Below are 25,897 nucleotides of genomic sequence, written 5' to 3' on the forward strand. Positions count from 1 at the left end.
CCTGCAAATGCCAAGGGCTTAATCCGCCGCCACATAGGCGCGCAAAGCAGCGCGCAACCCTTGCGACCAAATCAAAGTCAACCAATCGCAAAAGGCTGTCGCAAAGCGCGGATCATCGGCCAGATCACCATAGATCCGCGACATAGAAAGCCATGCCATTGGATCAGATTTTGCGACAAGCGCCGTCTGATGCAAATCAGACCAATTAGGGTCATTCGCTTCAATCACTGTTCCATCTTCGCGGGTAGCGGCACACATGCGCGCCCATGCGGCCTCGACCAAAGCGAGCCCTGAAATTGAGCTGCCCTTTTCCAAACCATCGCGCAACGAAGGCAGCACAAAACCTGGATGACGGGACGAGCCATCAAACGCCACGCGGCGCGTTGTGTCGACAATCATCTCATTTCCAAAGCGCCGTTCAATCAGCGTCACATAATCGGCGGGGGTCATATCTGGCACGGGCTGCACATGGGGCGCGATTTCCTCGCGCACCACTTTTGCAAAAAAGGGCGCAACATCCGCATCCCCCATCGCAGCAGAGATTGTGGCAAGTGACAGAACCTCACCTGCATTGGCCAACACCTGATGTCCGCCGTTTAGAATGCGAATTTTCATCGCCTCGAACGCGTGAACGTGATCCGAGAAGGTCGCACCGGCCAAATCCCAATCGGGGCGGCCCGCACAAAAATCATCTTCGATCACCCATTGGCGAAAGGCCTCGTGGGTGACGGGCACTTGATCATGCAGTCCAAACTCCTCGACCAAGGCCAATTCATTCGGCCCTGTCGCAGGGACGATGCAATCCACCATCGAATTGGGAAAGCTGCAGGCGGTGTTGATCCAATCGGCCAAATCAGCATCCATCAGACGCGCAAGCGACACAATCGTCTGACGCAGAACCGCGCCATTGCCCTGTAGGTTATCGCAAGATTGCAACGTGATTGGCCCCTGCCCCTTGGCACGGCGCAGACGCAAGGCCGCAACAATCGCGCCAAAGGCCGTGCGCGGCTGGTCAGGATAGGCCACATCATGCACAATATCAGGATGCGCCGCATCAAACCCGAGCGTAACAGGGTCGATATAATAGCCACCTTCGGTCACAGTTAGGGCGACAATCCGAATATCCGCCTCAGCCATGCGCGCGATCAGCGGGCCGTTACCCTCAACCACAGGGATGTAATCAATCATCGACCCGACCACTTCGGCAGAGACACCTTCGGGATCAAGCTTGATCAATGTCGTCAGGCAATCTTGTGCCAGCATTTTTTGACGCTGCACGTCATCGTAAGGGCGCACGCCTGCACCGATAATCGCCCAATCATGCGCCAGACCCTGCTCCATCAGGCGATGCAAATACCACGATTGGTGCGCGCGGTGGAAATTCCCAAGACCAATATGAACAATTCCCGCCGAAAGCGCACTTCGATCATAACTGGGCCGCGCAATCTTTGAAGGCAGGCTTGAAAGGTTATCTTGGCTAAGGGCAATCATCGGCACGTCTCGCATCAGCTCATCCAATTCCCGCCATCGACATTATATGTCTGGGCCACGATGTAATCGGCATCCGCGCTTGCCAGAAACACGGCCATGCCTGTTAAATCTTCAGCTTGCCCCATGCGCCCGAAAGGCACGGCTTCGCCGACTTCGCGCTTTTTCTGGCCAAGGGGCTTGCCCTCATATTTTGCAAAAAACGCATCCACCCCGTCCCAATGCTCGCCATCCACCACACCAGGCGCGATCGCATTCACATTGATCCCATGGGAAATGAGGTTCAGCCCTGCGGATTGGGTCAGACTGATCACAGCCGCCTTAGAAGCACAGTAGACTCCCACCAAGGCCTCACCGCGCCGCCCTGCTTGGCTGGCCATATTGATAATCTTGCCCCCCTGCCCGCGGGCAATCATTTTCTTGGCGACAGCCTGCATGGTAAACAGAACGCCCGCCACGTTGATCGCAAAGACCTTGTCAAAATCGGCGCGCGTGATTTCGACAATGGGGGCAGCGGTGAAAAGCGCTGCATTGTTGATCAAGATATCAATGCCACCAAGATTGGATTCAACCTGATCCACGGCTGCTTCGATACTGGCTTGGTCTGTCACATCCATTTCAACCGCGCACGCCTTGGGGCCAAGCGCCGCTGCCGCCTCGCCGGCGCGGGTGATGTTAATGTCGCCAATCGCAACCTCTGCGCCTTCTGCAATGTAGCGCTGCGCAAACGCGTATCCGATGCCGCGCGCAGCCCCCGTGATCAGCGCCTTTTTCCCAAGAAGCCGTGTCATGACTGGCGGAGCCCCTTTGCATCAAAGCGGTGGATGTGATCGGGGTTTGGCGTCAAATGCACAGTCGCGCCGTAATCTACGTCCATCTCACCCGAGATCCGCACGGTGATCGGTTCGGCATGGCCCTCGATTTGAACGTGCAAAAACGTGTCAGACCCCAAATGTTCAGACACACCAACCTGTCCTGACCATGTGCCTTTGCTTGTGGAAATTTCCAAATGCTCGGGGCGGATGCCAATCGTATGGGCGCCATAAGGTGTAGCCAGATCACCGCCTAACAGGTTCATCTTGGGTGATCCGATAAAGCCTGCGACAAAGGTGTTGCACGGGCGCTGATACAGCTCCAACGGGCTGCCCACCTGTTCGATAACGCCTGCACGCAAGACCACGATCTTATCGGCCATGGTCATCGCTTCGACCTGATCATGGGTCACATAGATCATCGTGGTCTTCAGGCGCTTGTGCAATTCGCTGATCTCAAGGCGCATCCCAACCCGCAGCGCCGCATCTAGGTTTGACAAAGGCTCGTCAAACAAGAATGCGGCAGGCTCGCGCACGATGGCACGGCCAATGGCCACGCGCTGGCGCTGACCACCCGATAATTGCCCTGGCTTACGGTCGAGATAATCCGTTAGGTTCAACACCTCTGCCGCTTGCGCAACACGGGCGTCTTGTTCCGATTTGCTCAGCCCCGCCATACGCAGCGGAAACGCGATATTCTTGCGCACCGACATATGCGGATAAAGTGCGTAAGACTGGAACACCATCGCCAGACCACGCTTGGCTGGGGCAATGTCAGTTGCATTCACCCCGTCAATCATCACCGCGCCATCGCTGACATCCTCAAGCCCTGCGATCAAACGCAAAAGCGTGGATTTCCCGCAGCCTGATGGGCCGACAAAGACGACAAACTCGCCATCATTAATGTCCAAATCTAGCGGCGGAATAACTTCGACATCCCCGAATTTCTTGGACACTTTGTTTAATGTGATCTGTCCCATTTCCGCTCCGCTTATTTAACCGCGCCAAAGGTCAGGCCGCGCACAAGTTGTTTCTGGCTGAACCACCCCATCACAAGAATGGGCGCAATCGCCATGGTCGAAGCTGCCGATAGCTTCGCGTAGAACAGCCCTTCTGGACTAGAATAACTGGCGATGAAGGCCGTCAGCGGGGCCGCATTGGCCGCTGTGAGGTTCAATGTCCAAAACGCCTCGTTCCACGCCAAAATGACATTGAGCAAAATGGTTGAGGCAATTCCAGGAATAGCCATTGGTGTCAGCACATACAGGATTTCCTCGCGCAAGGTGGCGCCATCCATCCGCGCGGCCTCTAGGATCTCGCTCGGGATTTCCTTGAAATAAGTATAGAGCATCCAGACAATGATCGGCAGGTTGATGAGCATCATAACCACAACCAAACCAAAACGGCTGTCGAGAAGGCCAAGCTCAATGAAGAGCAGGTAAATGGGATAAAGCACCCCAACCGCAGGCAGCATTTTGGTGGACAACATCCAAAGCAAAATATCCTTGGTGCGTTTGGACGGCACAAAGGCCATAGCCCAAGCGGCAGGGATCGCCACCAACAGGCCAAGCGCGGTTGAACCAAACGCGATGATGATCGAATTCCACAGATAGCGGGTGTAGTCCGACCGCTCCTGCACAACGCCATAATTCTCTAGCGTCCAGTCAAAGAACAAGAATAAAGGCGGGTCATTGATCGCTTGCGCCTCGGTTTTGAAGCTTGTCAGGATCGTCCACAAAATCGGGAAGAAGATCAAAAAGCCAATCGTCCATGCAACCAAAGTATTGATGAGCTTACGGTTTGGGGTGACTGCGCGGGCCATAGCGTTTCCTCCTCACGCGTCCAAATTCTTGCCAACGATGCGCATCAAGAAGACGGCAACAATATTGGCAAGGATGATGGCGTAGACCCCGCCCGCAGACCCCAGACCCACATTCTGGCTTTCCAACACGCGTTGGAAGATCAGGTAGGTCAGCGTCCGCGTGCCAAAGGCCCCGCCCGTGGTCACAAAAATTTCGGCGAAAATAGACAGTAAGAAAATCGTCTGGATTAAGATCACAATCGTGATCGCCCGCGCCAAATGCGGCAGCACCAGATTGAAAAACCGTGCAACAGGGCCTGCGCCATCCATTTCGGCGGCCTCTAGTTGCTCACCATCCAAAGATTGGATCGCGGTTAGTAAAATCAGCGTGGCAAAAGGCAGCCATTGCCACGAGACAATCATGATCAACGATGTAATCGGCACATCCGACAACCACACAACAGGTTCGGCCCCAAAGGCGCGCCACAAATGCGCAAACAGGCCATTGACGGGATCCATAAAGATATTCTTCCACACCAAAGCCGATACAGTGGGCATAACGAAAAAGGGCGCGATGACCATGATCCGCACGACACCCTGCCCCCAAATGGGCTGATCCAACAGCATGGCGAGGAATATGCCAAGGATAACAGTGATGGCCAAAACCCCGAGCACGATCACAAGGGTGGTTTGAACCGCAGGCCAAAACGAACTTGAGCTGATAAAGCGGATGTAATTCTCAAACCCGATAAAGCCTTGGTCGCCACCGCGCAGCGGCAGATATTGCCGAAACGAAAACCACAAGGTCATGGTCAACGGAACAAGCATCCAACCAAGCAGCAAGATCACGGCAGGGGCCATCATCACACGCGCAGCGGATCGTGAATGTTGGGTGGCCATCGGCAAATCCTTCACGGGACAGACATCGGGTCTGGTCAATATATATTAACAAATACGGGGGCGATGTCGGAAAATGTGGGAGGCGACCTTGAGACGCCTCCCACGTTCTTGGGGAGGTGGATTACCGCTTAGCGATAGCCCGCTGCTTCCATTGCTTCATTGGTGATGGCTTGTGCTTTTTCCAAAGCCTCATCAATCGACTGCTGGCCTGCATAAACTGCCGAGAATTCTTGGCTCACTTCAGATGCGATGCCCGCAAATTCTGGGATCGCTGCGAACTGAATGCCGACATAGGGGCTTGGCTCTACGGTCGAGTCGTTCGGGTCTGCGGACAAGATCGAACGAAGTGTCATGTCTGCAAATGGAACGTCTGCGTAGTTGGGGTTCTCATAGAGCGAGGTGCGCGCGCCTGGAGGCACGTTTGCCCAACCTTCATTGGCGGCAACCAATTCGATATATTCTTTGGAAGTCGCCCATTCGATGAACTGCTTGGCTGCATCTGCTTGCTGTGTGCCCGCAGGGATAGCCAAGGCCCAAGCCCAGAGCCAGTTGGAACGCTTGCCAAGGCCATTATCAGGTGCCAGGGCAAAACCTACGTGATCTGCAACAGTCGAGTCATTGGGGTTGGTGACGAAGGATGCCGCAACAGTCGCGTCAATCCACATACCGCACTTGCCCTGCTGGAACAGCGACAGGTTCTCGTTGAAGCCGTTGGTGGCATAGCCCGCAGGGCCCGATTCATTCATCATGCCAACAAAGAATTCCAACGTGTCACGCCATGGCTGTGTGTCGAACTGTGCGTTCCAGTCCATGTCGAACCAACGTGCGCCAAACGAGTTGGACATTGCAGTGATGAAAGCGCCGCCTTCACCCCAGCCTGCCTTACCACGCAGACAGATGCCGTTGATGTCATTTGCGCGATCTGTCATCGCTGCCGCCGCTTCGCGGATGAAGGCCCAAGTTGGCGCTTCTGGCATTTCCAGACCCGCTGCTTCCATCAGGTCTGTGCGATACATCACCATCGAGCTTTCGCCGTAGAAAGGTGCCGCGTAAAGCGTGCCATCATGGCTCAAACCGCCTGCCATTGCGGGCAGAAGGTCAGCCACATCGTACTCGGCGCTGAGGTCGTCCAAAGGCACAAGCCAGTCATTAGAACCCCAGATCGGCGCCTCATACATGCCGATGGTCATGATGTCGAACTGGCCACCATTTGTGGTGATGTCGGTGGTCACGCGCTGACGCAGCACGTTTTCCTCAAGGGTCACCCACTCAACATTGATACCAGTTTGTTCTGTGAATGTATCCGTATAGCCCTGCATACGGATCATATCGCCATTGTTTACGGTTGCGATTGTGATGGTCTGCGCCATCGCAGCGCCAGCAGTCAGCACAGACAAAGCTGTCGCTGCAAGCAACGAGCGTTTCATAGTCATCCTACTCCTCCCAAGGATTCTATTCAGTGAACAGACGTTACTGACAAGACTTGTTTCCCGTCAATAAAAAAATTTACGCGTGTAAATTTTTATTTTAGCCCTTGATAACCTTGGATTATGCCGAAGCGCGCATAATCAACTCGCCATCAAACAGCGTCACTTGTCGGGTATCGCCGCGTTCGCCCGACTCGATCAAAGCCATCATTGTCTCAACGCTTTTCGTGGCAATGCGCGCATAATCATGCGAGATCGTGGTCAAGGTCGGGCAGGTAAACCGCGCCACGGGGTGGTTGTCATGCCCCGCCACCCGCAGCGCGCAATCCGCCTCGCGCCCCACGCGCAAACCCAATTCATAAGCCGCTGCCAAAAAGCCAATGGCCAAGCGGTCATTACTGCAAAAAATCGTATTGCTTGAAAAGGCGCGTTCCATAATCACCCGCCGCCCTTCGTTATAGCCGATCTCCTCGAGCGCCCACCCTTCCCCATGGGCCTGCACGACCTGTGGTGCGAACCCCAATCGCTCCATCGCGCCGATATAGGCCAAGCGGCGCTTATTCGCATTTGGGTTGGGCGGCGTGCGCATCTCGAAAAATACGGGCGGCTCGCCTGTGCGGGTCAGATATTCGACCATCTTATCGGTTGCTTGTTCGTTGTTGTGACCCACAAAGGCCTCGCCGATCCCCTCAATATTGGCATCAAAATTCACTGTAGGCACATCAGCGCAAAAGCTTTCCAAAGCCGCCCGATCAGAGGCGCGCCCAAGCGGGGCCAGTAGAACAGCCGCAGGCTTAATCGCGCGTAGTGCGTCCAAATTGCCAACCTCAAGCTGCGGATCGCCATGCGAGCTCAGCAAAATTGGACGAAACCCCTGCGCAATCACCAATGTCTCGATCCGCCTTGCGATTTCGGCAAAAAACGGGTCTGCCAGATAGGGCAAAACAATGCCGATATTTTTCGTCAGTTTGCGGTTCTGGTTCACCGCAAAGATATTGGGACGATAATTGCTTTCCTCCAACGCCTGCTCAATTTTGGCGCGGGTGGCGGGGCGGACGCTGTCGGGGTCGTGAAAATATTTTGACACAGTCGGACGCGACACTCCGCAAAAGGCGGCAAACTCCTCCATATTGCGCACGGGCCGATCTTCCATTTGTCTCACTTTCAATTTTTTACCAAGCTTTACGTTTTCTTATCGCGCGGAAAAAATCAAGACTTGAGAAAATCTCCGATACGGCCCGCAGTTCAACCTGACGCCTTGCCTTTCGCGCCACGGCACTAAGTCAGCGGGACTGACTTGATTTAGGAGGCGAGGATGAATGACCAATCAATGACCCGCGACATGGTGCAACAAGGTCAAATTGATCTCAAAGCGCGCTATGCCCAGTCACAGGCATCACTCAAACAAGAACAGCTGAAACGCGAAGCGGCGGGCTATGCAGTCGGTGCGTTTTTGGGGTGGTTTGGTGAAATGACCACCGGTAAAGGCCCGCTAGCCTGCGCCGTGTGCCTGTCGAAAGCGGCCTGTGCAACTTTTGCAATCGCGGCCCCGATCTATTTTCTGTCGCAGATGCTGTAATCATCGGCGAGATCAAAACACGATGCGACAGGGGGCCAGAGATGGCTCCCTGTCCATTTAGAGCAACCTTTTTTGGTTTACGCGAAAGCTGTTATACGCGAGACAGGTGTTCGATAGCTCTGTGGCCCCTGCCACGCCTGTGTGACGAAAGCGGAACTGTGCAAACGGAAAATCGCGACAAACAACCCACCCTGCGCCAGATCAAAACCTTTACCGCAGAATATGTGCCCATCGAAGATCGCGTGCGCCTCAATTGCGTGGATGCGCAAGGCATGACCTTTGCGTTTTGGCTAACCCGCCGATTGAGCGATAATTTTGTGACTGTCGCCGCCGATAAGATCGCAGAGGTCGCCACCACAAAGGGCCTCGGCGGTGCGTCTGCGCATAGCGCAACGCTGAACCAACTTGAACAACAGGTGGCCCGACAAGAACGCGCCGCCGCCCCAAGCGTGGCGCCCGTGAAACTTGCCGATGATCAACAGGCATGGCTCTGTCATTCAATCGACTTTGTCCCGACAAATGATGGCTTTAACCTGCTGTTCAAATCGCACCAAGACATTGCGGAAATCTATGCGATGTCCCTCTCGATCCAAGATTTTCGTAACGTGCTTGATGTGCTGTTTCGCACCTATGCAAAAGCCACATGGGCCACCGCCGCCTTCCCCAACTGGCTGCGCGAAGATGACAAGATCGACCCATCCATCTCGCTGCTGAACTAACGCAGCGGCAACATCCAAACGACCCCACCAAAGCAGCAGGCCCGACTTTATACCGCCAAATAAAGGAAGATGGCGGAGACGATGTCCGCCATAATATTGTTCAGAGATGTCTCCATTAGTCTGAATAATTCATTTTTTTATGATTTTTATTCAATTTTGTGTCCATAATGGTCTTGTAATATCTCATTACATCTTCAATTTTATGGGGGACAATTCGGGGGATAGATGGCCATGGCACCAGCGAAAGGACTGACAGCGGCGAAGGTTCGTCAGATACGAGAGCCCGGCAAATACTACGATGGAAACGGACTGTTTCTCAGAGTCGAGAAAACGGGATCAAGACGTTGGGTTCAGCGTGTCACCATCAACGGTAAGCGCCGTGAAATCGGTCTCGGGTCTGCCGACTTGGTTCCGTTGGCAGAAGCACGCAATACGGCAATAGAATATCGAAGGATTGCAAGGTCAGGGGGCGACCCCATGGCCGTGAGACAGTCTGCAGCGGCTGCACCATCCTTTAACGATGCCGTTGACAGGGTGATCGAGTTGTATGCACCGAGTTGGTCTAATGCAAAACACGCCACACAGTTCCGGAATACCTTGATCACTTATGCTGCACCCACGATCGGCAGAAAGCCCGTTTCGGATGTTACATCAGCTGATGTTTTGCGTATCCTAACTCCAATCTGGGCCTCCAAAGCCGAAACTGCACGTCGCGTAAAGCAGCGCATCGGAACAGTAATGAAGTGGGCCGTGGCACAAGGCTACCGAACCGACGACCCCAGCGCCGCCATATCGCAGGCGTTGCCGAAATCCCCACACAAGGTCAAGCACCGGAAATCACTACCCTACAATGAGGTCGCAACCTGTATAGATGTTATTCGAGCATCACAGGCGATGATTGCCACGAAGCTTGCACTTGAGTTTTTGATACTTACAGCCGCACGCTCGGGTGAGGTTAGAGGCGCCACATGGGAAGAGATGGATATTGCAAACAAAACTTGGACTATTCCAGCTAACCGCATGAAGGCCAAAACTGAACACGTTGTGCCGTTATCTGATCGGGCTGCAGCAATTCTTACAGAGGCAAAGAAGCTTAGCAAAGATGGCTTGGTCTTCCCGGGCCAGAGGCATGGGCGCCCACTGTCAGACATGACGCTCTCAAAGTTACTAAAGGAACTGGGTCTTCAGGCTGATGTTCATGGTTTCCGCACAAGCTTTCGTGTCTGGGTGCAGGAGCAGACCAACACTTCGTTCGAGGTTGCCGAGAAAGCTTTGGCCCATACGACCCAAAACAAGGTGGTTGCCGCCTATGCACGCTCTGACCTTTTTGACAAGCGACGTAACCTCATGGAAGCGTGGGCGCGCTATCTCAACCCAGAACAAGCAAATGTTATTTCTATTAAGGCGGGAAAATGAACAGCACATCCGCTTCAGCACAGGCCGCGCGCGAATGGTTGAAAAAGCACCTTGCGTCCAAGGCTGATGCTTACAAGGATTTTATCGCGAATAAGGCAGATATGCAGCTGTTGATACTGAGCGACGCGTTTCCCTACAAGTCAGGCCCTTTGCCACCACAGATCAGTGGGATTGTGTTACCAATACTTCTGAGGTGGGGAGAAACTACCATTGCGGGTCATCACTTTTTACGGCGCTTGATCGCAGGATTGGTGCACAGTGGCGAGCCAGTACCAGAAATTTGGCGCGACTTCCATGCCGGCGTTATTGCTGGCTCTCTGGTTGAGCCATCGCCATCGAAGGGCCGCAAACAAGTAAATCAACAGCGGGATGAAATCATCTCTCTTTTGGTCGATATCCTTCAGATGCGATTCGACTTGCCACGGTTAACGAATGCCGCCAACCGCACTGGTGAAAGTGCTTTGGAAATTGTCAAAGATGAACTGACAAACGTATTGCCAGAGCTCGGAAACATTGAAGTGGATGCTCTTGAACAGGCACTCATCCGGCGCAAAGCCTATCACCGCGAAGACCCAATATTGGGAACCATGAACCACCTGACATAAATCACAAAGTATTTGTTCGCTGATTAACTATTACAGTCTGGAGCAGTCTAAGAGCATCTTTCAATTTTGGAGATGATAATGGCGAACATACTACGAATGCCCCAAGTCATCGAACAGACTGGGATTTCTCGCGCACAAATTTATGCGCTCATTGGCTGTGACCAATTTCCACGTCCCATCCGAATAGGAAAACGCGCTGTTGGTTGGATAGAGGCAGATATTCAAGCTTGGATTAACGCACGCCCACTGGCGGGTAGCTGGTCAAAGCCCAGCATGTGTCTTTACCATCCTGACGATCAGCACATTACAAACCCCGAGCATTAAAAAACCCGCCGACCAAAGGCCGACGGGTTAACCTATCGTAATGCGATAATCTTAAAGCCTTACACTGGTCGGCACAACCATATGGGTGTGACATGACACTACTTTATGATGCCTATGCATCCACAATTATATCATTTTATGGCTTGAAACCAAGTGGTGGAGAATACTGCGGGCCTTGCCCAAACTGCGGAGGCGAAGACAGATTTCGGCTGCAAAAATTCAAGAGTGAATTGCGTCATCATTGCCGGAAGGAGTGTCCACTTGAAGAAAGAACTGCGGCCATGCGACGGGATGGAGTCATCCCACAATATCAAATCGACGGGGCAATACCGTACCACGTTCGAAAGGACTTGGCTCTTATTGGCGCTGAATTGACTGGCTCTGACATCTTGGTGCCACTATTCGATATTATTACCAACAAAAAGGTTGGTGCACAAACAATCACACCCGACGGAAGAAAGTTCTTCAGCAAGGGCATGAAGAAAGCCGGCGTTGGTGCATTAATTGGAGCGCACACAGATCGCATTTATGTGACAGAAGGCTGGGCTGACGCAGTTGTCGTCCACCAAGCAACTGGAAGTCAGGCCCTTTTTGCGCTTGATGCAAAATCCATGCCCAAGGCGGTTGCATCGCTTAAGAAACGGCATCCTCATTCTGAGATCATAGTGGTAGCCGACCATGATGATGAAGGCCTGCAAGCCGCTAAAGCGACCGGCGTGCCATACTGCCGGCCTGCTGAACACGGAATGGACGTGTGGGATCTCTGGAAAGCAGGCGGCAATTCTGCGGTAATCGCCATGCTAAACACCACAATAACTGACACGACCGAAGGTCAAGATAAACCTTTAGCCAGCTACGGCGTTGTAGCTGGAGATCAGCTGAGCGCCATGGAATTTCCACCGGTGGAGTTCTTACTACCTGAGCTACTGCCAACTCCTACCCTAGCCCTGCTTGTGGGGCCACCTAAAGCAGGGAAGAGTTGGCTTGCTTGGCGTTGGGCATTGGCCGTTTCTGCGTCGGGCCGGGATGTTTTCTTCATTGCTAGCGAAGACAGTCAGCGGCGCATCAAAGAGCGCATTGCGGCGATTCATGGGGCCATCCCCAGTAACATGCGTTTGCTTGCGGCGCACGACTCACCCGAGCCCATACCGCGAGGGCAAGAGGCAGTTAAATTAATCCGGTCCGTAAAAGAGCAGTATCCCGACACTTCCCTCATCGTGATTGATGTTGCGCAAGCGATTATGGAGGTGTCCACTCGTGAAAAAGGATATTCAGCAGCATCTGCCGAATGGGGAACACTGCAGCATCTTGCACATGAACTGAAGATTGCAATTTTGTTGGTACATCATGCCAAAAAGACTTCCGGGCTAGACCTCAACAGCCCGCTGGAAAGTGTACTTGGATCAACGGCGATTGCAGCCACTGCGGAAACAGTAATGATCATGGAACCCATTGCTGGAAGCAGGGATGTAAAGCTACACATAACGGGAAAAGACGTGGACACCTTAGACCTAGCATTTCCGTGGAAAAATCCCGGATTTGGCAACTCAATGGATGCTGATGAAGTGGGTTTGGGTGAAACACAGATGGCTGTTCTCGATTACATACGGCTCAATCCGAAGTGCACATTGAGTGACGTTACAGAGAACCTGAACAAAGACAAAGGCCAAGTATCAAAGATTATCGCACGCCTTGTCTCATTGGGTAAGGTCAGCAAGAATGAAAGACACTTCCTATTTCCAGCCTAACCCCAGTCAATTGCGTCAACCCTGTCAACTCCGTTTGCATGTATAAATAATTACATATCAACTCTATCAATTACTCTTTGACACTGTTGATGGGGTTGATAGGGGGTTTAATGCGACGCGGCTCATTTTTGCTGACTATTTGTAGTACTTTAGTACGCAGCTTGGTAACTGGTGCAGCGAGTCAGGAAAACAATTCAGCTAAAGCATTACTCTGGCTCACCCATAGTTTTGGCGGCACCTCTGTCTACTGTTGGTAGTTTTAATGACCGATCTCCGCTAACCGCATGGGGCGCCCAATACCACAACGCAAACGGTGCCCTGCGACACAGCAGGCTTCAAACAGTTGGCTTAGCTGTAGTTAACTGTCGCGCTTGTGTTTTCCTTCGATCGGTGTACCGTTTGAATTCATGAGTGATCCACGCAATAGTTTTTTGTCTGCGCTGAGGGCGCTGGAAAAGGTAACGTTGCCTCTCGGTTCCGAGACACTTGTCTTGGCAGACGCGACCAAAGGTCATTCAGACCAGATCGATGCGCCAGAAAAGACGCCGCGGGAACTAGCTGAATACCGGAATGCTGGGTCTGGTTCAAAAGCAAAATGAAACGTGAGCCTGCAAGTTCCAGCCAATTAGAATTCCTTGTAGGGTGACAAAATCGCGTCACTACTCTGCTATCGTCCATCGAACGCTGGATTGTCACGACCGGGATCGGGGCCTAAGTAATCCCGCGAACTCGGATTCTGACTACAAGTGTCTAGCGAAAAAATAATTATCCCTAAAATAGCTATAAAAAATATTCCAAACTTTAGTACGTCTTTATTTGTCGCATCCTCATCATAATGCACGTGATGTCTGCTGGAGGCTCCAGAGCTATCATTTCTTGCGCCAGCGCACGTTTGGCACAAACTGCTGCCAAAAGCAGGCTCGCCACATATTTCACAGGGTAGTACAAGTCTTGTCATGATCTAACGGCGCTCCAAAGCACAAGGCTTTTGTGAAATTGGTAAACCCTTAATCCGCTGCCGTATAGCAGCTTCCAGTTCCTCAATCGATCTCTCAGGCGCAGATACCTCAACACGGTCACTGAACAGCCCCACAGACTTACCGAGCAGCTCAAGCGCCTTCAGGCGCGCAGAGGGGGTCGAAGCCTCACAGGCCATCGCAGTGAGCTCATGCAGCACGAACTCTCGGACACCCTCTCGCTTTTCTGCGGCACTGAGCTCTGCTTCAGCCTTAAGCTGATCAATCCTTGCAGAAACCTTAGGGTGCCGGCGAAGCCGAGATGCCTCTGACCAGATAGTGGATGGCTTCATGCCCTCAGCATTATATGCCTCGCGGAATGCGCTTGCCTGATCTTTACCACTGGCAATCGCAAGCGCGAAATCAAGCTGTTTTTGGGTCATCGCATCCACCTGATGGTAAAATTTAAGTTAATCCTACCACACCCACCACCGTACTCAAACGCAGTAATCGCAGCATAATTTTAGAATATAAATGGAAAACGCGCCCCGTAGGACGCGTTTTAATGTGTTGCTTCTTCGAGCTTGTTAACGGCTCGACCGCAAATTCTGAACTACGCTAACGATATTCAGGACCGACGGAATTTCAAGTTGAAAGTTATACCTTCTGATTCAACAATGATTGATTAACAGCATAATGGAGCGCCTGATGAGATTAGGTTTGGACATCGGAACAAATTCAATCGGTTGGTGGTTATACGAAACTGACAACAAAACAACTTCAGGCAACATAATAGGCATAATTGATGGTGGTGTGCGCATCTTCGCAGATGGGCGTGACCCTAAATCAAAAGCTTCACTCGCTGTGGCACGCAGAGAAGCCCGCGCTATGAGGAGGAGGCGTGACCGGTATTTGAGGCGCCGTACCTCGCTCATGAAAGTTCTAGCAGCCTCTGGCCTTATGCCGTCCGACCCACAGCAAGCGAAAGCCCTAGAGGTGCTAGACCCCTATCAGTTGCGTGCAACGGGCTTGGATCAAAAACTTCCGATAACTCACTTTGGCCGTGCTTTGTTTCACTTGAACCAACGCCGTGGGTTTAAATCCAACCGCAAGACTGACCGTGGTGATAACGAAGGCGGAAAGATCAAGGACGCGACTAGACGGCTAGACATAGAGATGGCCGCTCAAAATTGCCGGACTTACGGAGAGTTCCTTCACAAGAGACGGCAAAAAGCAGTTGATCCACGAGAGGTACCTTCAGTGCGTACCCGTCTTTCTATCGCTGCTCGCGGTGGCCCTGATTCAAAGGAAGAGTCCGGCTACGACTTTTACCCTGACAGACGGCATTTGGAGGAAGAGTTCATTGCGTTATGGGAGGCTCAGAAGGAGTACCATCCAGATTTGACTGCAGAGCTGCGCGATCTGGTATTTGAGAAGATTTTCTATCAGCGCCCATTAAAGCAGCCCAAAGTGGGCCTGTGCTTGTTCACAGCAGAAGAACGTCTGCCGAAGGCTCATCCCTTGTTTCAGCGTCGTGTGCTGTATGAGACCGTGAACCAATTACGCATTACGGAAGATGGCAACCGATCGCGCCCACTGACATTGGATGAACGAAACACCATCATTTACGCACTCGACAACAAAAAGCCGGCAAAGTCTTTGGCTTCAATGAGCCTCAAGTTTGCTGCCATTGGGAAAATCTTGAAGTTGAGGGATACAGAGCGATTTACGCTTGATGCTGGCTCAAGGGATACAATCGCTTGCGACGCAGTTAGAGCAATAATGACCCATCCTGATGTATTTGGCAGCGCTTGGTCCACGCTCGATTGGGAGCGACAATGGCAAGTTATCTCGCGCATTCGTGACTTACAAGCGGAAGACGAATTTAAGGAGCTAGTAGCGTGGTTGATATCAGATTACGGACTTGATCCGGACAATGCAAAGAATGTGGCCAATGCGAATTTGCCTGACGGACACGGACGATTGGGACTGACTGCAACTCAGGCCATACTTGAAAAGCTGGAAGCTGATGTATGCACTTACTCCACTGCTGTCGAACTTTGCGGTTGGCATCATTCGGACAGTCGAACTGGCGAATGTTTAGACCAACTTCCCTATTATGGCGAAGTCCTAGACCGTCACGTCATTCCCGGTACTTATGATGAAAACGATGATGAGGTTACACGATACGGGCGCGTTACGAACCCAACTGTCCACATTGGACTTAATCAACTTCGGAAATTAGTTAATAAAATTATAGAAGTTTACGGGAAGCCAAGCCAGATCGTTGTTGAATTGGCACGTGAATTGACACAGTCAGACGCTCAAAAGCAGGAAGCAGTAAAAGGTATCCGCCAAGCTACAGATGAGGCGATCAGACGGGGTAAACAGCTCGAAGAATTAGGGCAACCCAACATAGGTAGCAACCGTATGCTTTTGCGCCTTTGGGAAGACCTTGGCCCAGCGATTGGTCCGCGTTGTTGCCCATACACTGGCGCACCAATAAGCGTGTCAATGCTATTTAATGGCTCATGTGATGTTGATCACATTTTGCCGTACTCACGCACACTGGATGACAGTTTTGCTAATCGCACGGTGTGCTTGAAGGAAGCCAACAGACAAAAAGGCAATAAGACCCCATGGGAGATGTGGGGAGGAACAGATCAGTGGGATACAATTGCAGCAAATTTAAAGAATCTTCCCGAAAACAAGAGAAAGCGTTTTTCTAAAGATGCAATGGAACGGTTCGAAGGAGACAATGACTTCCTTGATCGAGCGTTGGTTGATACTCAATATCTCTCGCGTATTTCGCGTACTTACCTTGATACGCTTTACACGGAAGGTGGCCATGTTTGGACAGTGAACGGCCGGATGACTGAAATGCTACGCAGGCATTGGGGGCTCAATGGTTTGCTGTCCGATAAAGACCGTGACGTTGCGAAAACCAAGAACCGCACTGACCACCGCCACCACGCCATTGATGCAGCAGTTATTGCAGCCACCGATAGAAGCCTCATTAAAAAGATAAGTGACGCAGCTCGTCGCGGTGCTGATGCAGGACAATCAGCAGAGTTGATCACCAAGAAGACGCCTCCACCGTGGGAAACCTTTAGATCAGATATTGCGACTAAGCTAAACAATATGATCGTGAGCCATCGTTTAGATCATGGTCGTATTGATCCAAAAGCACGGAAAATTGGAAAGGATACGACGGCTGGCCAACTCCATAATGACACGGCCTACGGCGTGATCGATGATAGTACTGTTGCCAGCCGCACGCCTCTTATGTCGCTCAAACCCAGCGACATTGAAATAAGCTCAACCGGTAAGAATATTCGTGACCCAAAGCTCCAGCATGCTCTGCAAATGGCAACCAATGGGAAAGAGGGAAAGGACTTCGAACAGGCTCTAGCGGACTTCGCAAGCAAAGACGGTCCTTACAAGGGTATTCGGCGCGTTCGCTTGGTCGAAACCCTGCAAAAGTCGGCGCGTGTTGAAATCGGCGCAGCCGAAAATGGAAAGCCGCTCAAGGCATACAAAGGCGACAGCAATCATTGTTACGAGCTTTGGAAAATGCCTGACGGTGAGGTGCAGCACAGTGTTATAACTACTTTTGACGCTCACCAAGGTCGTGAACATCGGCATCCTGCTGCGAAGAGAATTGCCCGTTTTCATAAGGGGGATACCGTTCGCGTAGATCGTAGCAAGTTTGGTGCAATTACGGCAACAGTCGCAAAGTTCAGTTCCAAGGGTAATATCGAACTCGTTCCCCACAACGAAGCGAATGCTTCGGACCGCTACCGAACGAACAAAGAAGATTTGTACATTCGTCTATCCGCAAAGACTAGTATCAAGGCGGGCTTGCGGCGTGTTCTAGTTGACGAAATCGGTCGGGTGCGCGATCCGGGTCCGCCGAAAGCCTGACCGGAATCGTACGAATCGGTCAAGAGTGTCATACTCCTAATTAGTTGGAGTGCTGATTTGGATCGTATCGTTGATATTACTACGGATGGATGTCACCTTTCGCGCGAGCGTGGTTTTTTTAAGGTGACAAAAGAAGGCGCCGAAGTCGGTCGCCTGCCCTTGGATGAGATTATCACTGTCATCATTCATGCTCACGGGGTGACCGTTTCGGGAAACCTTCTCGCTGAACTTGGTGAGCGTGTCGTACCCGTTGTTTTCTGCGCGTCTAATCACATGCCGCGATCTGTTCTTATACCCATCGAAGGACATCACGCCCAAGGCGGACGTATGCGAGCTCAGTTGCAAGCAAAGACGCCACTAATTAAACAAGCATGGAAAGAGGTGGTGATTTCCAAGATCAGAATGCAAGCCGCGGCGCTTGAGGCCTTTACAGCGCCTCATGCCCCGCTCACGATGATGGCCCGCTCGGTAACCAGCGGCGACGGCAATAATGTCGAGGCACAAGCCGCGCGATATTACTGGCCGCTCATGATGGGGAATGACTTCCGTCGGGATCGCAACTCCCCCGATGTGAACGCCATCCTGAACTACGGCTACACAGTTCTGCGCGCGGCGGCTTCCCGCGCTATTGTCGCGGCAGGTCTACACCCGACTGTCGGCCTACACCACTCCAATCGCAGCAATGCCTTTGCGCTAGCTGACGACCTAATGGAACCGTTCCGCCCTTTGGTCGATTGTGCCGCACGTGCGCTTGCCGACCGCAATGGACCGCAGGTCAACACTGAAGTCAAACATTCCCTCGTTCGCCTGATCGCTCTTGATCTCCCATTAGGCGACGGTAAGACCCCAATGTCAGTCGCCCTGACAAAGCTCGCGACTTCCCTCGGACAGAGCTTTGAAAACGGTAAACTCACACTCGCTTTACCTCGCCCGCCCGACGCACTCACCCTAGCAGGTCTCGGTACATGACATATCACCCAACTCAATTGTCAGGATATCGGATCATGTGGATACTGGTGATGTTCGATCTACCAACGGATACTAAACCGCAGCGCAAGGCCGCGACGAGTTTCCGTAATTTCCTTCTAGATGAAGGGTTCGAGCGCAGCCAATTTTCGGTTTACGCCCGCTTCGTCAATGGTAAGGAAGCTTTTCAGACGCGGGTCTCCAGAATCGAACGCAACCTACCGGAAAAAGGCAACATCCAAATCCTCAACTTCACCGACCGCCAATATCGTGATATCGTCCATTTTGACGATCAGGGCCGAAGAGCGGCCCGAAAAAATCCGAAGCAACTCGCACTGTTTTGAGGGCAGCCTATTGAAAATATACTCCTCACGATCTCTCAAAACCTTGCAAAAACAAGGTTTTGGAAGGAGATCCAGAATAGCAGTTCAGAATTTGAGGTCCAGCCGCAACCTGGAACAGGTCAGTATGCTCTTGAGGTGGAGAATAGCAGTTCAGAATTTGAGGTCCAGCCGCAACTGACTTATGATAATGATCAGGGTGTGAATAGAATAGCAGTTCAGAATTTGAGGTCCAGCCGCAACTAATCGGCGGGGGTTTTCTTTTGGGCTATAAGAATAGCAGTTCAGAATTTGAGGTCCAGCCGCAACTGTGTGCGGCGTAGCGGCGTGGATGCTTGAGAATAGCAGTTCAGAATTTGAGGTCCAGCCGCAACAGATGCGGCTGCAACTGACGGCACCCTGCAGAATAGCAGTTCAGAATTTGAGGTCCAGCCGCAACTTGGTTCTGGTCGTGTTTACCTCTACGATCAGAATAGCAGTTCAGAATTTGAGGTCCAGCCGCAACACTGTCACAGTATGTAAACGAGTGTAACGAGAATAGCAGTTCAGAATTTGAGGTCCAGCCGCAACTCTTGTGTTAACCCGCACAAGCGTCGCGACCAAAGCCGCAAAAACCCCACGCACCCAAACAGGCTTGATATTATAGCGCTCTCTATTAAACTGTTTTCCACATCAAGAGCTGAGCTGTTGCTCACACCAGCCTGCCTGACCGGTAAGGTGGTTCCCGAAAGGGGATGTGGCCAAAAGGCAATTACAGGTCGCAAGTGGCATCAGCTCTCCGGAAAAGGAGAGCATCGTGAACAAACTACACCCCATCATACAGCAACTGGCTCTGAGAGCCCACGCAGGTGCCGTCAGAACGGCACTGGGCTCTGATGAGGGCATCAGCAGCATTCTGGACGATTACGCGGGCCTACGGCTCTCTGTTTCAGTGGATGGGTCTGCAGACAGCATCATACCCGGAATGTGGTGTGAGGGTGCCGCGAAACAACTGGATTACCTGAGCACGAGCGAAGCTGCTGCCTTCCTGTTCATCGATCAAGAGGCCAAGGGCCGAGAGTTAGTATTTGCTAACTATTGCAGAGAGCAAAGATTGAACTTCGATTTAACGATGATCTTGCGCAGCGACAGCTGCCACTTTCACGGCAATGCCTTCATTATCGGCGACATGCCACTGCAGGAGGCTGACAAGCTCGCTTATCGGTTCTCTTTATCGGCATTCCTATCAATCGTTCGTGGAGAGCCTGTGAGGGTGGTTTTAACAGGGTGATTATACCTTGTTGCCTGTATCGAACGAATTGAACTCACAAACGCGCGCGGCCTCGTTATATGCCTCTCTGAAGCCATCCAGTGAGAACTTCACTTCTGGCACATCTGATCCGGCTTGGTGGATGGATACTTGATCAGACTTCAGCATGCCCATCAGGAACGTGATGTCATCTTCTGCATGGGGGTAATACGTGTCCTCGTAAAAGAAGAGATCGGAGACCTCTTCACCAGCATATGCAACAAGGTCATCCTTGTCTGAGCCGTTTAGGTAGTAGGAAATTTCTGGTTCTGCAGAACCGAAAAAGAACGACACGAACATATAGTAGTTCTCTACTGCTTCCTCCTGCTTGCTGATGAAGACTGGGTTCGAGGTCACCCAGCAGGCACCATCATCCTGAAATAGTGCCCATTCAGTATGGCCCGCGACAAATCTCTGATATGCATCCACCTTGCTATAATCTGCCTTCTGCGCAAGCAGAAACATGGCAAGAAAGGCGATCGCCTTAAGCATCGATAGTGGCCGAGTTCAGTTCAACAAGAAGGCCGCAGCAACAATCGACGCGTTGGCACTCCTTTGTTGAGTGGTCTCACCAGACGGTGCCGCTGCACCCGGGACAAATTCGAACCAAGTGTATAGCGCATAGTCACCAACACGGAATTTGTTCAGGTAGTGCTCCGTGACCTGCTCTCCCCCTGCGCACATCACCCTGATTTCACGAATGGTGAAATCGGCCTCCGTTATATTCCGGGCGGAAGTTACGTATTCATCGGCGCATTGATTGGCAAGGAACTGAGTGTCGCCGGCATCACCATCGCGTAGCGTCTCACCGACCTCCATCGGCAGAGCCAATATTGTGCCCGTTACGCCGCTATCAGGGGCGATCCACCTCACGGTATTCTCGGTCAGCCCTAAAGCTATAAGTTCATCAGTGCTGGAGAAAGTAAAATTACTAATGCCAAAACTGGTAATGGTCTGGGTCGCAACCTGATACAAGATTGACTGATCAAATGCAGCCGTGGCTGCTGGCTGAGCACCTTTAGCAGGAGCGCCTGCGTAAGCGTAGTTCTGGATAGCGCAGTCTGTCATCCTTTCGAGCGCCCGAAACGTGCCGGAGAGATCATACTCCCCGCGTAACGACACGCCTTCGATTACTAAGGTATACCCACGACGAAATGCGTTCAGTGCAGAGTCGAGTTCATCGATGAAAACTGCCGCATGGTTCTCTGAGATAGCTACAGCTGTCCCATAATACGGAGCACGCCTATCCACCTTGATTGCCACCGGAAAGTTAGCACCGGGCTCCAAGCGCAGGGCTGGGCTGGAGACACCAACGCCAATCTCACCGTCACGACCAAGGCTGAAAAGTAAGCGATCGCCGCTCACATAGTCTGCGGACACCGCACAGTGACTGAAGACACCAGTTTGCTGATCAGTGTAGCCTGCACCTTGCCAGTTGCCGTAACCGAAAGAAGAACCGGGGATAACTTCTGCAGACAACGCACTTGGGATTAAGGCTACCAGTGCCGTGACCAAAGACTTCCATAACTGCATTTGTTTTCCCCTGATACCTATATCATCTGCTTCAAACACTACCCCAAGCCAAGATTCGTTTCTACAGGTTCAGAAGTGCTAATCACTCGCGCAAAATATCATGCATAGGTGAACCTGAGGCAAACCCTGAAATCTGGGGGTGCCCCCGGGGTGGGGTCGCGCGACAGGATTCGTATAGCAAACGGGGGGGCATATGACCCCAGTTAATCATGTCCATTGTTTACCATTTTTGGGCCAATATCCAAATTGTCTGCGGGGGACAAAAAGGGGGTCAAAAACCCCAGTAGCGATCAAAAATTGTTTGAAATCAATACATTATATATGTTTTGTGGCGGAGACGATGGGAGTCGAACCCAAAAATATTTTATTGTTTAAACACATATGCTTAGAGATATACGTGCTTGCTATTGGTAAACAAAGCTGTAAACATTGAGTTAAATTGCACCACTCTGTAAGAGGTCCTTCGAGATGCACGTAAGGCTCCCTAAAGGCTCTAGCTACTACCAAGCGTTTCTCCGAGTCCCAGAAGACGTAAGGCATCTTGTGGGCAAGACTCAGTTTAAAAAGTCGTTAAAGACATCAGACAAGCGAGAGGCTCAAAGACTAGCAGCCCAGATTGTTCCTCTATGGGAACAGGAGATTGCCAAAGCTAGGCAAACCCCTGAGAGCATCATAGCGTCTAAACTGGAGGAACACCGTAGGTTGATCGAGGAGATTAACAAACAAATAGCTAGAGCTAGGACCGATAACGAGTGGGACCAACTGCAAGAGACCAAGGGTGTGCTAGAAATAGAAGTCGCTAATTTGATCACTAGCAGTCTGGGATTCAATGACGCATCAGAGCTATATGGAAATGACCTAACGGCTGCCCAGTTAGCCTATAAAATTACTACTGGACAATTCGTCCCCTTCTGTAAGCACCTAGAAGAGTTTCTTAGGGTTTCTAGGGTCAACCTAAAGACTGCGGACGAGAAACGTAGGTGGATATGTAGGTTTGATGAGTATGTCGGTGATTGCTACGTCCAGATGATCAAGAGGTCTTTGGTCAGGTCGTTCGCTAATGACCTAGTCGATAAAGACAAACTCTCCCATGTCACAGCGAAGAAAGCACTGTCTCACCTTGCGGGTTACTGGGACTTTCTCAGGGATCACAAGGGGGTCGCAAACGAAGACCTACCCAACCCATTCAAAGAAATTAGGCTCCCCAAGATAAATAAAAAAGAGGAACAATCATCAAAGCGCCTACCGTTTAGTGTTGACGATATTCACCGCATTTATGACCACCTTACCCGCCTAACAGCAGGGAACAGGGTCAAGGCGCAAGATAAGGCGATGCGTGATACATTCCTACTAGGTATCTACACTGGGGGAAGGATCGAGGAATTAGTCCGCCTCACAGCAGACAAAGTTAACTTGGACAAAGAGACACTAAGCATCACTGACGCTAAGACCTCAGCGGGCAACAGGGAGGTTCCAATACACCCCGAACTGCTCCCAGTAATCCGTAGGCTGCTCTCAGAGGCGCACAGCGACCACAGAGAATACCTCATAGCGACAGATAGCAAAAATAAGTTTGGTAACCGCAGCGATCCCCTGAGTAAACGCTTTGGGCGCTTGAAGACTGAGCTAGGGTATGACGGACGGTATGTCTTTCACTCTCTCAGAAAGACAGTAGTCACTCTTCTGGAGCAAGCGGGTGTCCCCGAAGGGATCACAGCTGACATCGTGGGCCACGAGAAGGACACCATGACCTATGGTCTTTACTCTGGAGGGACCTCTTTGACCCAGAAAAGAGAGGCCCTAAAGTCTCTCAACTACGGCCTGCGCCTGTAACCTTGAAAGCCCCTTATTTTTAAGGGGTTTTTAATTAAATACGGTTACAAGAGATAAATAATCACCGTTTCTAGATGGAAGAGGTGCCAGACCGTGCTGCCTGCACCCACTCGTCTGTATGTGTTTTTACGCCTTTCGGCTTTTCACCTCTCTAGGCCCACTTATTTGATGCCCAAAATAAGTAACTAAATTAAATACACAAAGACACATCTCTATCAAGACAGCGCCCAACGCAGTTAACCTTTATCGAAGGAACCAATAGTCGTGCCTATTCTATACCCCGCTCAAATCATTGACCGCCCTTGTGGCCACGGGAAGACCACAGAACTAATTAACAATCTGACATCACACGACACATACCTGATTGTTGTTCCCTACCTCACCGAGGTCACTCGTGTGATCGAGGGAGCCGCAGCAAACGGTATCGAGATTACGGAACCCACTCTGGACAATGATGGTCTATCAAAGCGTGAACATCTTCTACAGCTTGCCGCTGAAGGACGTAACATAGTCACCACCCACGCAATGTATCCCCGCCTCTCTGAGGCCGCCTTAGAGGGTATCTTCACAGACTACACAGTCATAATTGACGAAGTCGTAGAGACCGTAAAACCCCTCTCAAAGAACCCCTCGAAAGGTTCTTGGGATGAACTCTACCTAGCCAAAGGGTTTGTTACAGTCGATCAGGAAACTGGTCAGGTGTTCCCAACTAAACAGTGGGAGGAGACACACGAGGCAATCTCTGACAGTCTCTCTGTAGAGGTCTACAACGCTGCCAAGTCTGGCACCCTCTACGTCCACGACAGCAACACATTGGTTTGGGCATTACCTAAGCAACTACTCAATGCAGGTAAAGCCTTGTTGGTCTATACCTATCTGTCTCGTGGCTCCCTCATGGTCTCCTATTTGGACCGCGTAGGCATTCCATACCAGATCGACACTGTGCCTTCCTTCGAAATGCAACACTTACGCAAAGCAAAAGACCTGATCACTGTTAAGCTACTCAAGAACCTCACCGATCTTAAGTTTAGCTATCGAGGCCAAAAGACAATGCCTCATGGGGCAGCGGCGAAAGTATCTAAGACACTCAGCAATCTAGCCGCGAGAGACCTCAAGGATGTCCCTAGGGAAAACATTATTGTGACCTGTAGCAAGGAAGCGTGGTTCGAAAATAATAAGAGCCATGATGACCTAGAGGGAACAGGGAGAACCGCAAAGGCAGGCAAGTTTGCCTCACGATCAGGGCTGTTTAATGTTAACTGGTTGCCCAATACCACTAGGGGGTCCAATCGGTGGTCTCACTGCTCTCATGTGATCTACTTGTATGATCAATTTGCAGCCCCCGCTGTTAAGCATTGGCTTGGTATGAACGGTGATTGGCAAGATGAATACGCTCTGAGCGAGTGTGTGCAGCTTGTGTGGAGGTCTCGCGTTAGGAAGGGTGAGCCAATCACGGTCTATTTCGCATCGCAGCGTATGCACGACCTGTTCATGGACTACCTCAATTCAGTAGACTGATGGTCTGGTGGGGTGGATTAGAAGCTGAGAAAAACTTTCATCCCCACATACCTTCTTGCATCGACAGACTCTAAATACATCCCCCGAGGGTCCACTTAAGGTGTCTCAAAGTCCACTCACGGCGCCTCTCGTGTCACAAGAAATGACCAAAAATCAAAAATGAGGGAAAGACTTTACCTCAAACCGAAAATCGACCCCTATAACCCCATGAAATAAAACAAAAAATCGGACTGAAAAATCCGAGCCTGTAAAGAATAGAAACACAGGGGCTAATAAAAGAGTCCAACTTAACGGAGAACCGCAGGGGTCCTCTAGAGGTTAGCTAGGAAGGGGTGGCGGTGGCGGCTAAAGCCACCCCCTACTATAGACAACCTATATGTTACCCAGTGTCCCCACATAGACAATCTTTGTAGACCTTCGGTGGTAACCATGTAGGTCATCACTGGGGGTCCATATGTGGTCTAAGGTAAAGACCAATAAACTAAGACAAATAAACTAAGACCAACAAACTCAGACCAATTAATAAATATTAATCAATGGTGGTCGTTATCTTAAGACCAACCTTAGCTTGCCCCTTAGCTAACCTCCTTAGACTGGTCTTTTAGGATAGCCCTTAGCGAAACGCCTTAGGAGGTCATCTCCTTTAGGTGTCGCATGATTGTGTCAGCTAACCACCGAAGGTCTCCCAAGTTTTAGGACAAAATATCCATGCATACCCT

The 25,897-nt window shown here is 51.3% G+C and carries 22 protein-coding genes, 1 CRISPR repeat array and 1 riboswitch; of the genes, 12 read left to right on the forward strand and 10 right to left on the reverse strand.

Annotated elements, in window-relative coordinates; translation table 11 throughout:
- Positions 1-18 precede the first annotated feature (18 nt).
- The 7 genes from RYZ18_RS09045 to RYZ18_RS09075 form a co-directional block, all read right to left on the reverse strand.
- On the reverse strand, positions 19-1,506 hold the full coding sequence (locus RYZ18_RS09045) for a mannitol dehydrogenase family protein (protein WP_317656332.1): 1,488 nt from the start codon (positions 1,504-1,506) through the stop codon (positions 19-21).
- Entirely contained in the window at positions 1,506-2,279 is a 774-nt protein-coding gene (locus RYZ18_RS09050) for an L-iditol 2-dehydrogenase (protein ID WP_317656333.1), read from the reverse strand. Before RYZ18_RS09050 ends, RYZ18_RS09045 begins: the two co-directional genes overlap by 1 nt.
- Positions 2,276-3,280 carry an ABC transporter ATP-binding protein gene (locus RYZ18_RS09055; RefSeq protein WP_317656334.1) on the reverse strand — a complete coding sequence of 335 codons (1,005 nt, stop codon included), beginning with the start codon at positions 3,278-3,280 and terminating at the stop codon, positions 2,276-2,278. Before RYZ18_RS09055 ends, RYZ18_RS09050 begins: the two co-directional genes overlap by 4 nt.
- Before the next feature lie 11 nt (positions 3,281-3,291).
- The gene (locus tag RYZ18_RS09060; protein WP_317656335.1) at positions 3,292-4,122 is read right to left on the reverse strand and encodes a carbohydrate ABC transporter permease; all 831 of its coding nucleotides are present in this window, start codon (positions 4,120-4,122) and stop codon (positions 3,292-3,294) included.
- Positions 4,123-4,134: 12 nt separating this feature from the next.
- Complete coding sequence (locus RYZ18_RS09065; RefSeq protein ID WP_317656336.1) at positions 4,135-5,001, reverse strand: carbohydrate ABC transporter permease; 867 nt, start codon at positions 4,999-5,001, stop codon at positions 4,135-4,137.
- 128 nt (positions 5,002-5,129) lie between these two features.
- Positions 5,130-6,434 carry an ABC transporter substrate-binding protein gene (locus tag RYZ18_RS09070; RefSeq protein WP_317656338.1) on the reverse strand — a complete coding sequence of 435 codons (1,305 nt, stop codon included), beginning with the start codon at positions 6,432-6,434 and terminating at the stop codon, positions 5,130-5,132.
- Between the two features lie 115 nt (positions 6,435-6,549).
- Positions 6,550-7,581, reverse strand: a complete 1,032-nt coding sequence (locus RYZ18_RS09075; RefSeq protein WP_317656340.1) for a LacI family DNA-binding transcriptional regulator — start codon at positions 7,579-7,581, stop codon at positions 6,550-6,552.
- A 162-nt stretch (positions 7,582-7,743) separates the two neighbouring features.
- Between RYZ18_RS09075 and RYZ18_RS09080 the strand changes: the two genes are divergently transcribed.
- The 6 genes from RYZ18_RS09080 (at position 7,744) to RYZ18_RS09105 (ending at position 12,819) form a co-directional block, all read left to right on the forward strand.
- Positions 7,744-8,007, forward strand: coding sequence for a hypothetical protein (locus RYZ18_RS09080; protein ID WP_317656341.1), 264 nt, complete (start codon positions 7,744-7,746; stop codon positions 8,005-8,007).
- A 158-nt stretch (positions 8,008-8,165) separates the two neighbouring features.
- A complete protein-coding gene (locus tag RYZ18_RS09085; protein ID WP_317656343.1) occupies positions 8,166-8,726 on the forward strand; it encodes a hypothetical protein in 561 nt (186 codons plus the stop codon).
- Positions 8,727-8,957: 231 nt separating this feature from the next.
- Positions 8,958-10,142 carry a tyrosine-type recombinase/integrase gene (locus tag RYZ18_RS09090; protein WP_317656345.1) on the forward strand — a complete coding sequence of 395 codons (1,185 nt, stop codon included), beginning with the start codon at positions 8,958-8,960 and terminating at the stop codon, positions 10,140-10,142.
- Complete coding sequence (locus tag RYZ18_RS09095; RefSeq protein WP_317656346.1) at positions 10,139-10,747, forward strand: hypothetical protein; 609 nt, start codon at positions 10,139-10,141, stop codon at positions 10,745-10,747. Before RYZ18_RS09090 ends, RYZ18_RS09095 begins: the two co-directional genes overlap by 4 nt.
- Before the next feature lie 96 nt (positions 10,748-10,843).
- The gene (locus RYZ18_RS09100; RefSeq protein ID WP_317656699.1) at positions 10,844-11,071 is read left to right on the forward strand and encodes an AlpA family transcriptional regulator; all 228 of its coding nucleotides are present in this window, start codon (positions 10,844-10,846) and stop codon (positions 11,069-11,071) included.
- 92 nt (positions 11,072-11,163) lie between these two features.
- Positions 11,164-12,819 (forward strand): AAA family ATPase, encoded by a 1,656-nt coding sequence (locus RYZ18_RS09105; RefSeq protein ID WP_317656348.1) that lies wholly within the window; start codon positions 11,164-11,166, stop codon positions 12,817-12,819.
- A 961-nt stretch (positions 12,820-13,780) separates the two neighbouring features.
- On the opposite strand, the gene RYZ18_RS09110 is transcribed toward RYZ18_RS09105, so the two are convergent.
- A complete protein-coding gene (locus tag RYZ18_RS09110) occupies positions 13,781-14,218 on the reverse strand; it encodes a hypothetical protein (protein ID WP_317656349.1) in 438 nt (145 codons plus the stop codon).
- Positions 14,219-14,483: 265 nt separating this feature from the next.
- On the opposite strand from RYZ18_RS09110, the gene cas9 reads away from it, so the two are divergent.
- From cas9 to RYZ18_RS09130, 4 genes are all read left to right on the forward strand, one after another.
- A complete protein-coding gene (gene cas9, locus RYZ18_RS09115; RefSeq protein WP_317656351.1) occupies positions 14,484-17,699 on the forward strand; it encodes a type II CRISPR RNA-guided endonuclease Cas9 in 3,216 nt (1,071 codons plus the stop codon).
- A gap of 57 nt (positions 17,700-17,756) precedes the next feature.
- Positions 17,757-18,668, forward strand: a complete 912-nt coding sequence (cas1, locus tag RYZ18_RS09120) for a type II CRISPR-associated endonuclease Cas1 (protein WP_317656352.1) — start codon at positions 17,757-17,759, stop codon at positions 18,666-18,668.
- Positions 18,669-18,703: 35 nt separating this feature from the next.
- Positions 18,704-19,009 carry a CRISPR-associated endonuclease Cas2 gene (gene cas2 / locus RYZ18_RS09125; RefSeq protein ID WP_317656353.1) on the forward strand — a complete coding sequence of 102 codons (306 nt, stop codon included), beginning with the start codon at positions 18,704-18,706 and terminating at the stop codon, positions 19,007-19,009.
- 73 nt (positions 19,010-19,082) lie between these two features.
- Positions 19,083-19,576: direct repeats of the CRISPR family, unit length 36 nt; unit sequence AGAATAGCAGTTCAGAATTTGAGGTCCAGCCGCAAC.
- A gap of 94 nt (positions 19,577-19,670) precedes the next feature.
- Positions 19,671-19,771, forward strand: a riboswitch (SAM-I-IV-variant riboswitch).
- Between the two features lie 31 nt (positions 19,772-19,802).
- Positions 19,803-20,276 (forward strand): hypothetical protein, encoded by a 474-nt coding sequence (locus RYZ18_RS09130; protein WP_317656355.1) that lies wholly within the window; start codon positions 19,803-19,805, stop codon positions 20,274-20,276.
- On the opposite strand, the gene RYZ18_RS09135 is transcribed toward RYZ18_RS09130, so the two are convergent.
- On the reverse strand, positions 20,277-20,786 hold the full coding sequence (locus RYZ18_RS09135; RefSeq protein ID WP_317656357.1) for a hypothetical protein: 510 nt from the start codon (positions 20,784-20,786) through the stop codon (positions 20,277-20,279).
- A 15-nt stretch (positions 20,787-20,801) separates the two neighbouring features.
- Positions 20,802-21,866, reverse strand: a complete 1,065-nt coding sequence (locus RYZ18_RS09140; protein ID WP_317656358.1) for a hypothetical protein — start codon at positions 21,864-21,866, stop codon at positions 20,802-20,804.
- A 429-nt stretch (positions 21,867-22,295) separates the two neighbouring features.
- Here RYZ18_RS09140 and RYZ18_RS09145 point away from each other — a divergent pair, with 429 nt between their 5' ends.
- Together RYZ18_RS09145 and RYZ18_RS09150 are read left to right on the forward strand one after the other, a co-directional pair.
- On the forward strand, positions 22,296-23,660 hold the full coding sequence (locus RYZ18_RS09145) for a tyrosine-type recombinase/integrase (RefSeq protein ID WP_317656359.1): 1,365 nt from the start codon (positions 22,296-22,298) through the stop codon (positions 23,658-23,660).
- Positions 23,661-23,924: 264 nt separating this feature from the next.
- Entirely contained in the window at positions 23,925-25,178 is a 1,254-nt protein-coding gene (locus RYZ18_RS09150) for a hypothetical protein (protein WP_317656360.1), read from the forward strand.
- Positions 25,179-25,897: the final 719 nt, after the last annotated feature.

Origin of the sequence: Roseovarius sp. 10 (assembly GCF_033100315.1) — a bacterium.
Classification (GTDB): Bacteria; Pseudomonadota; Alphaproteobacteria; order Rhodobacterales; family Rhodobacteraceae; genus M30B80.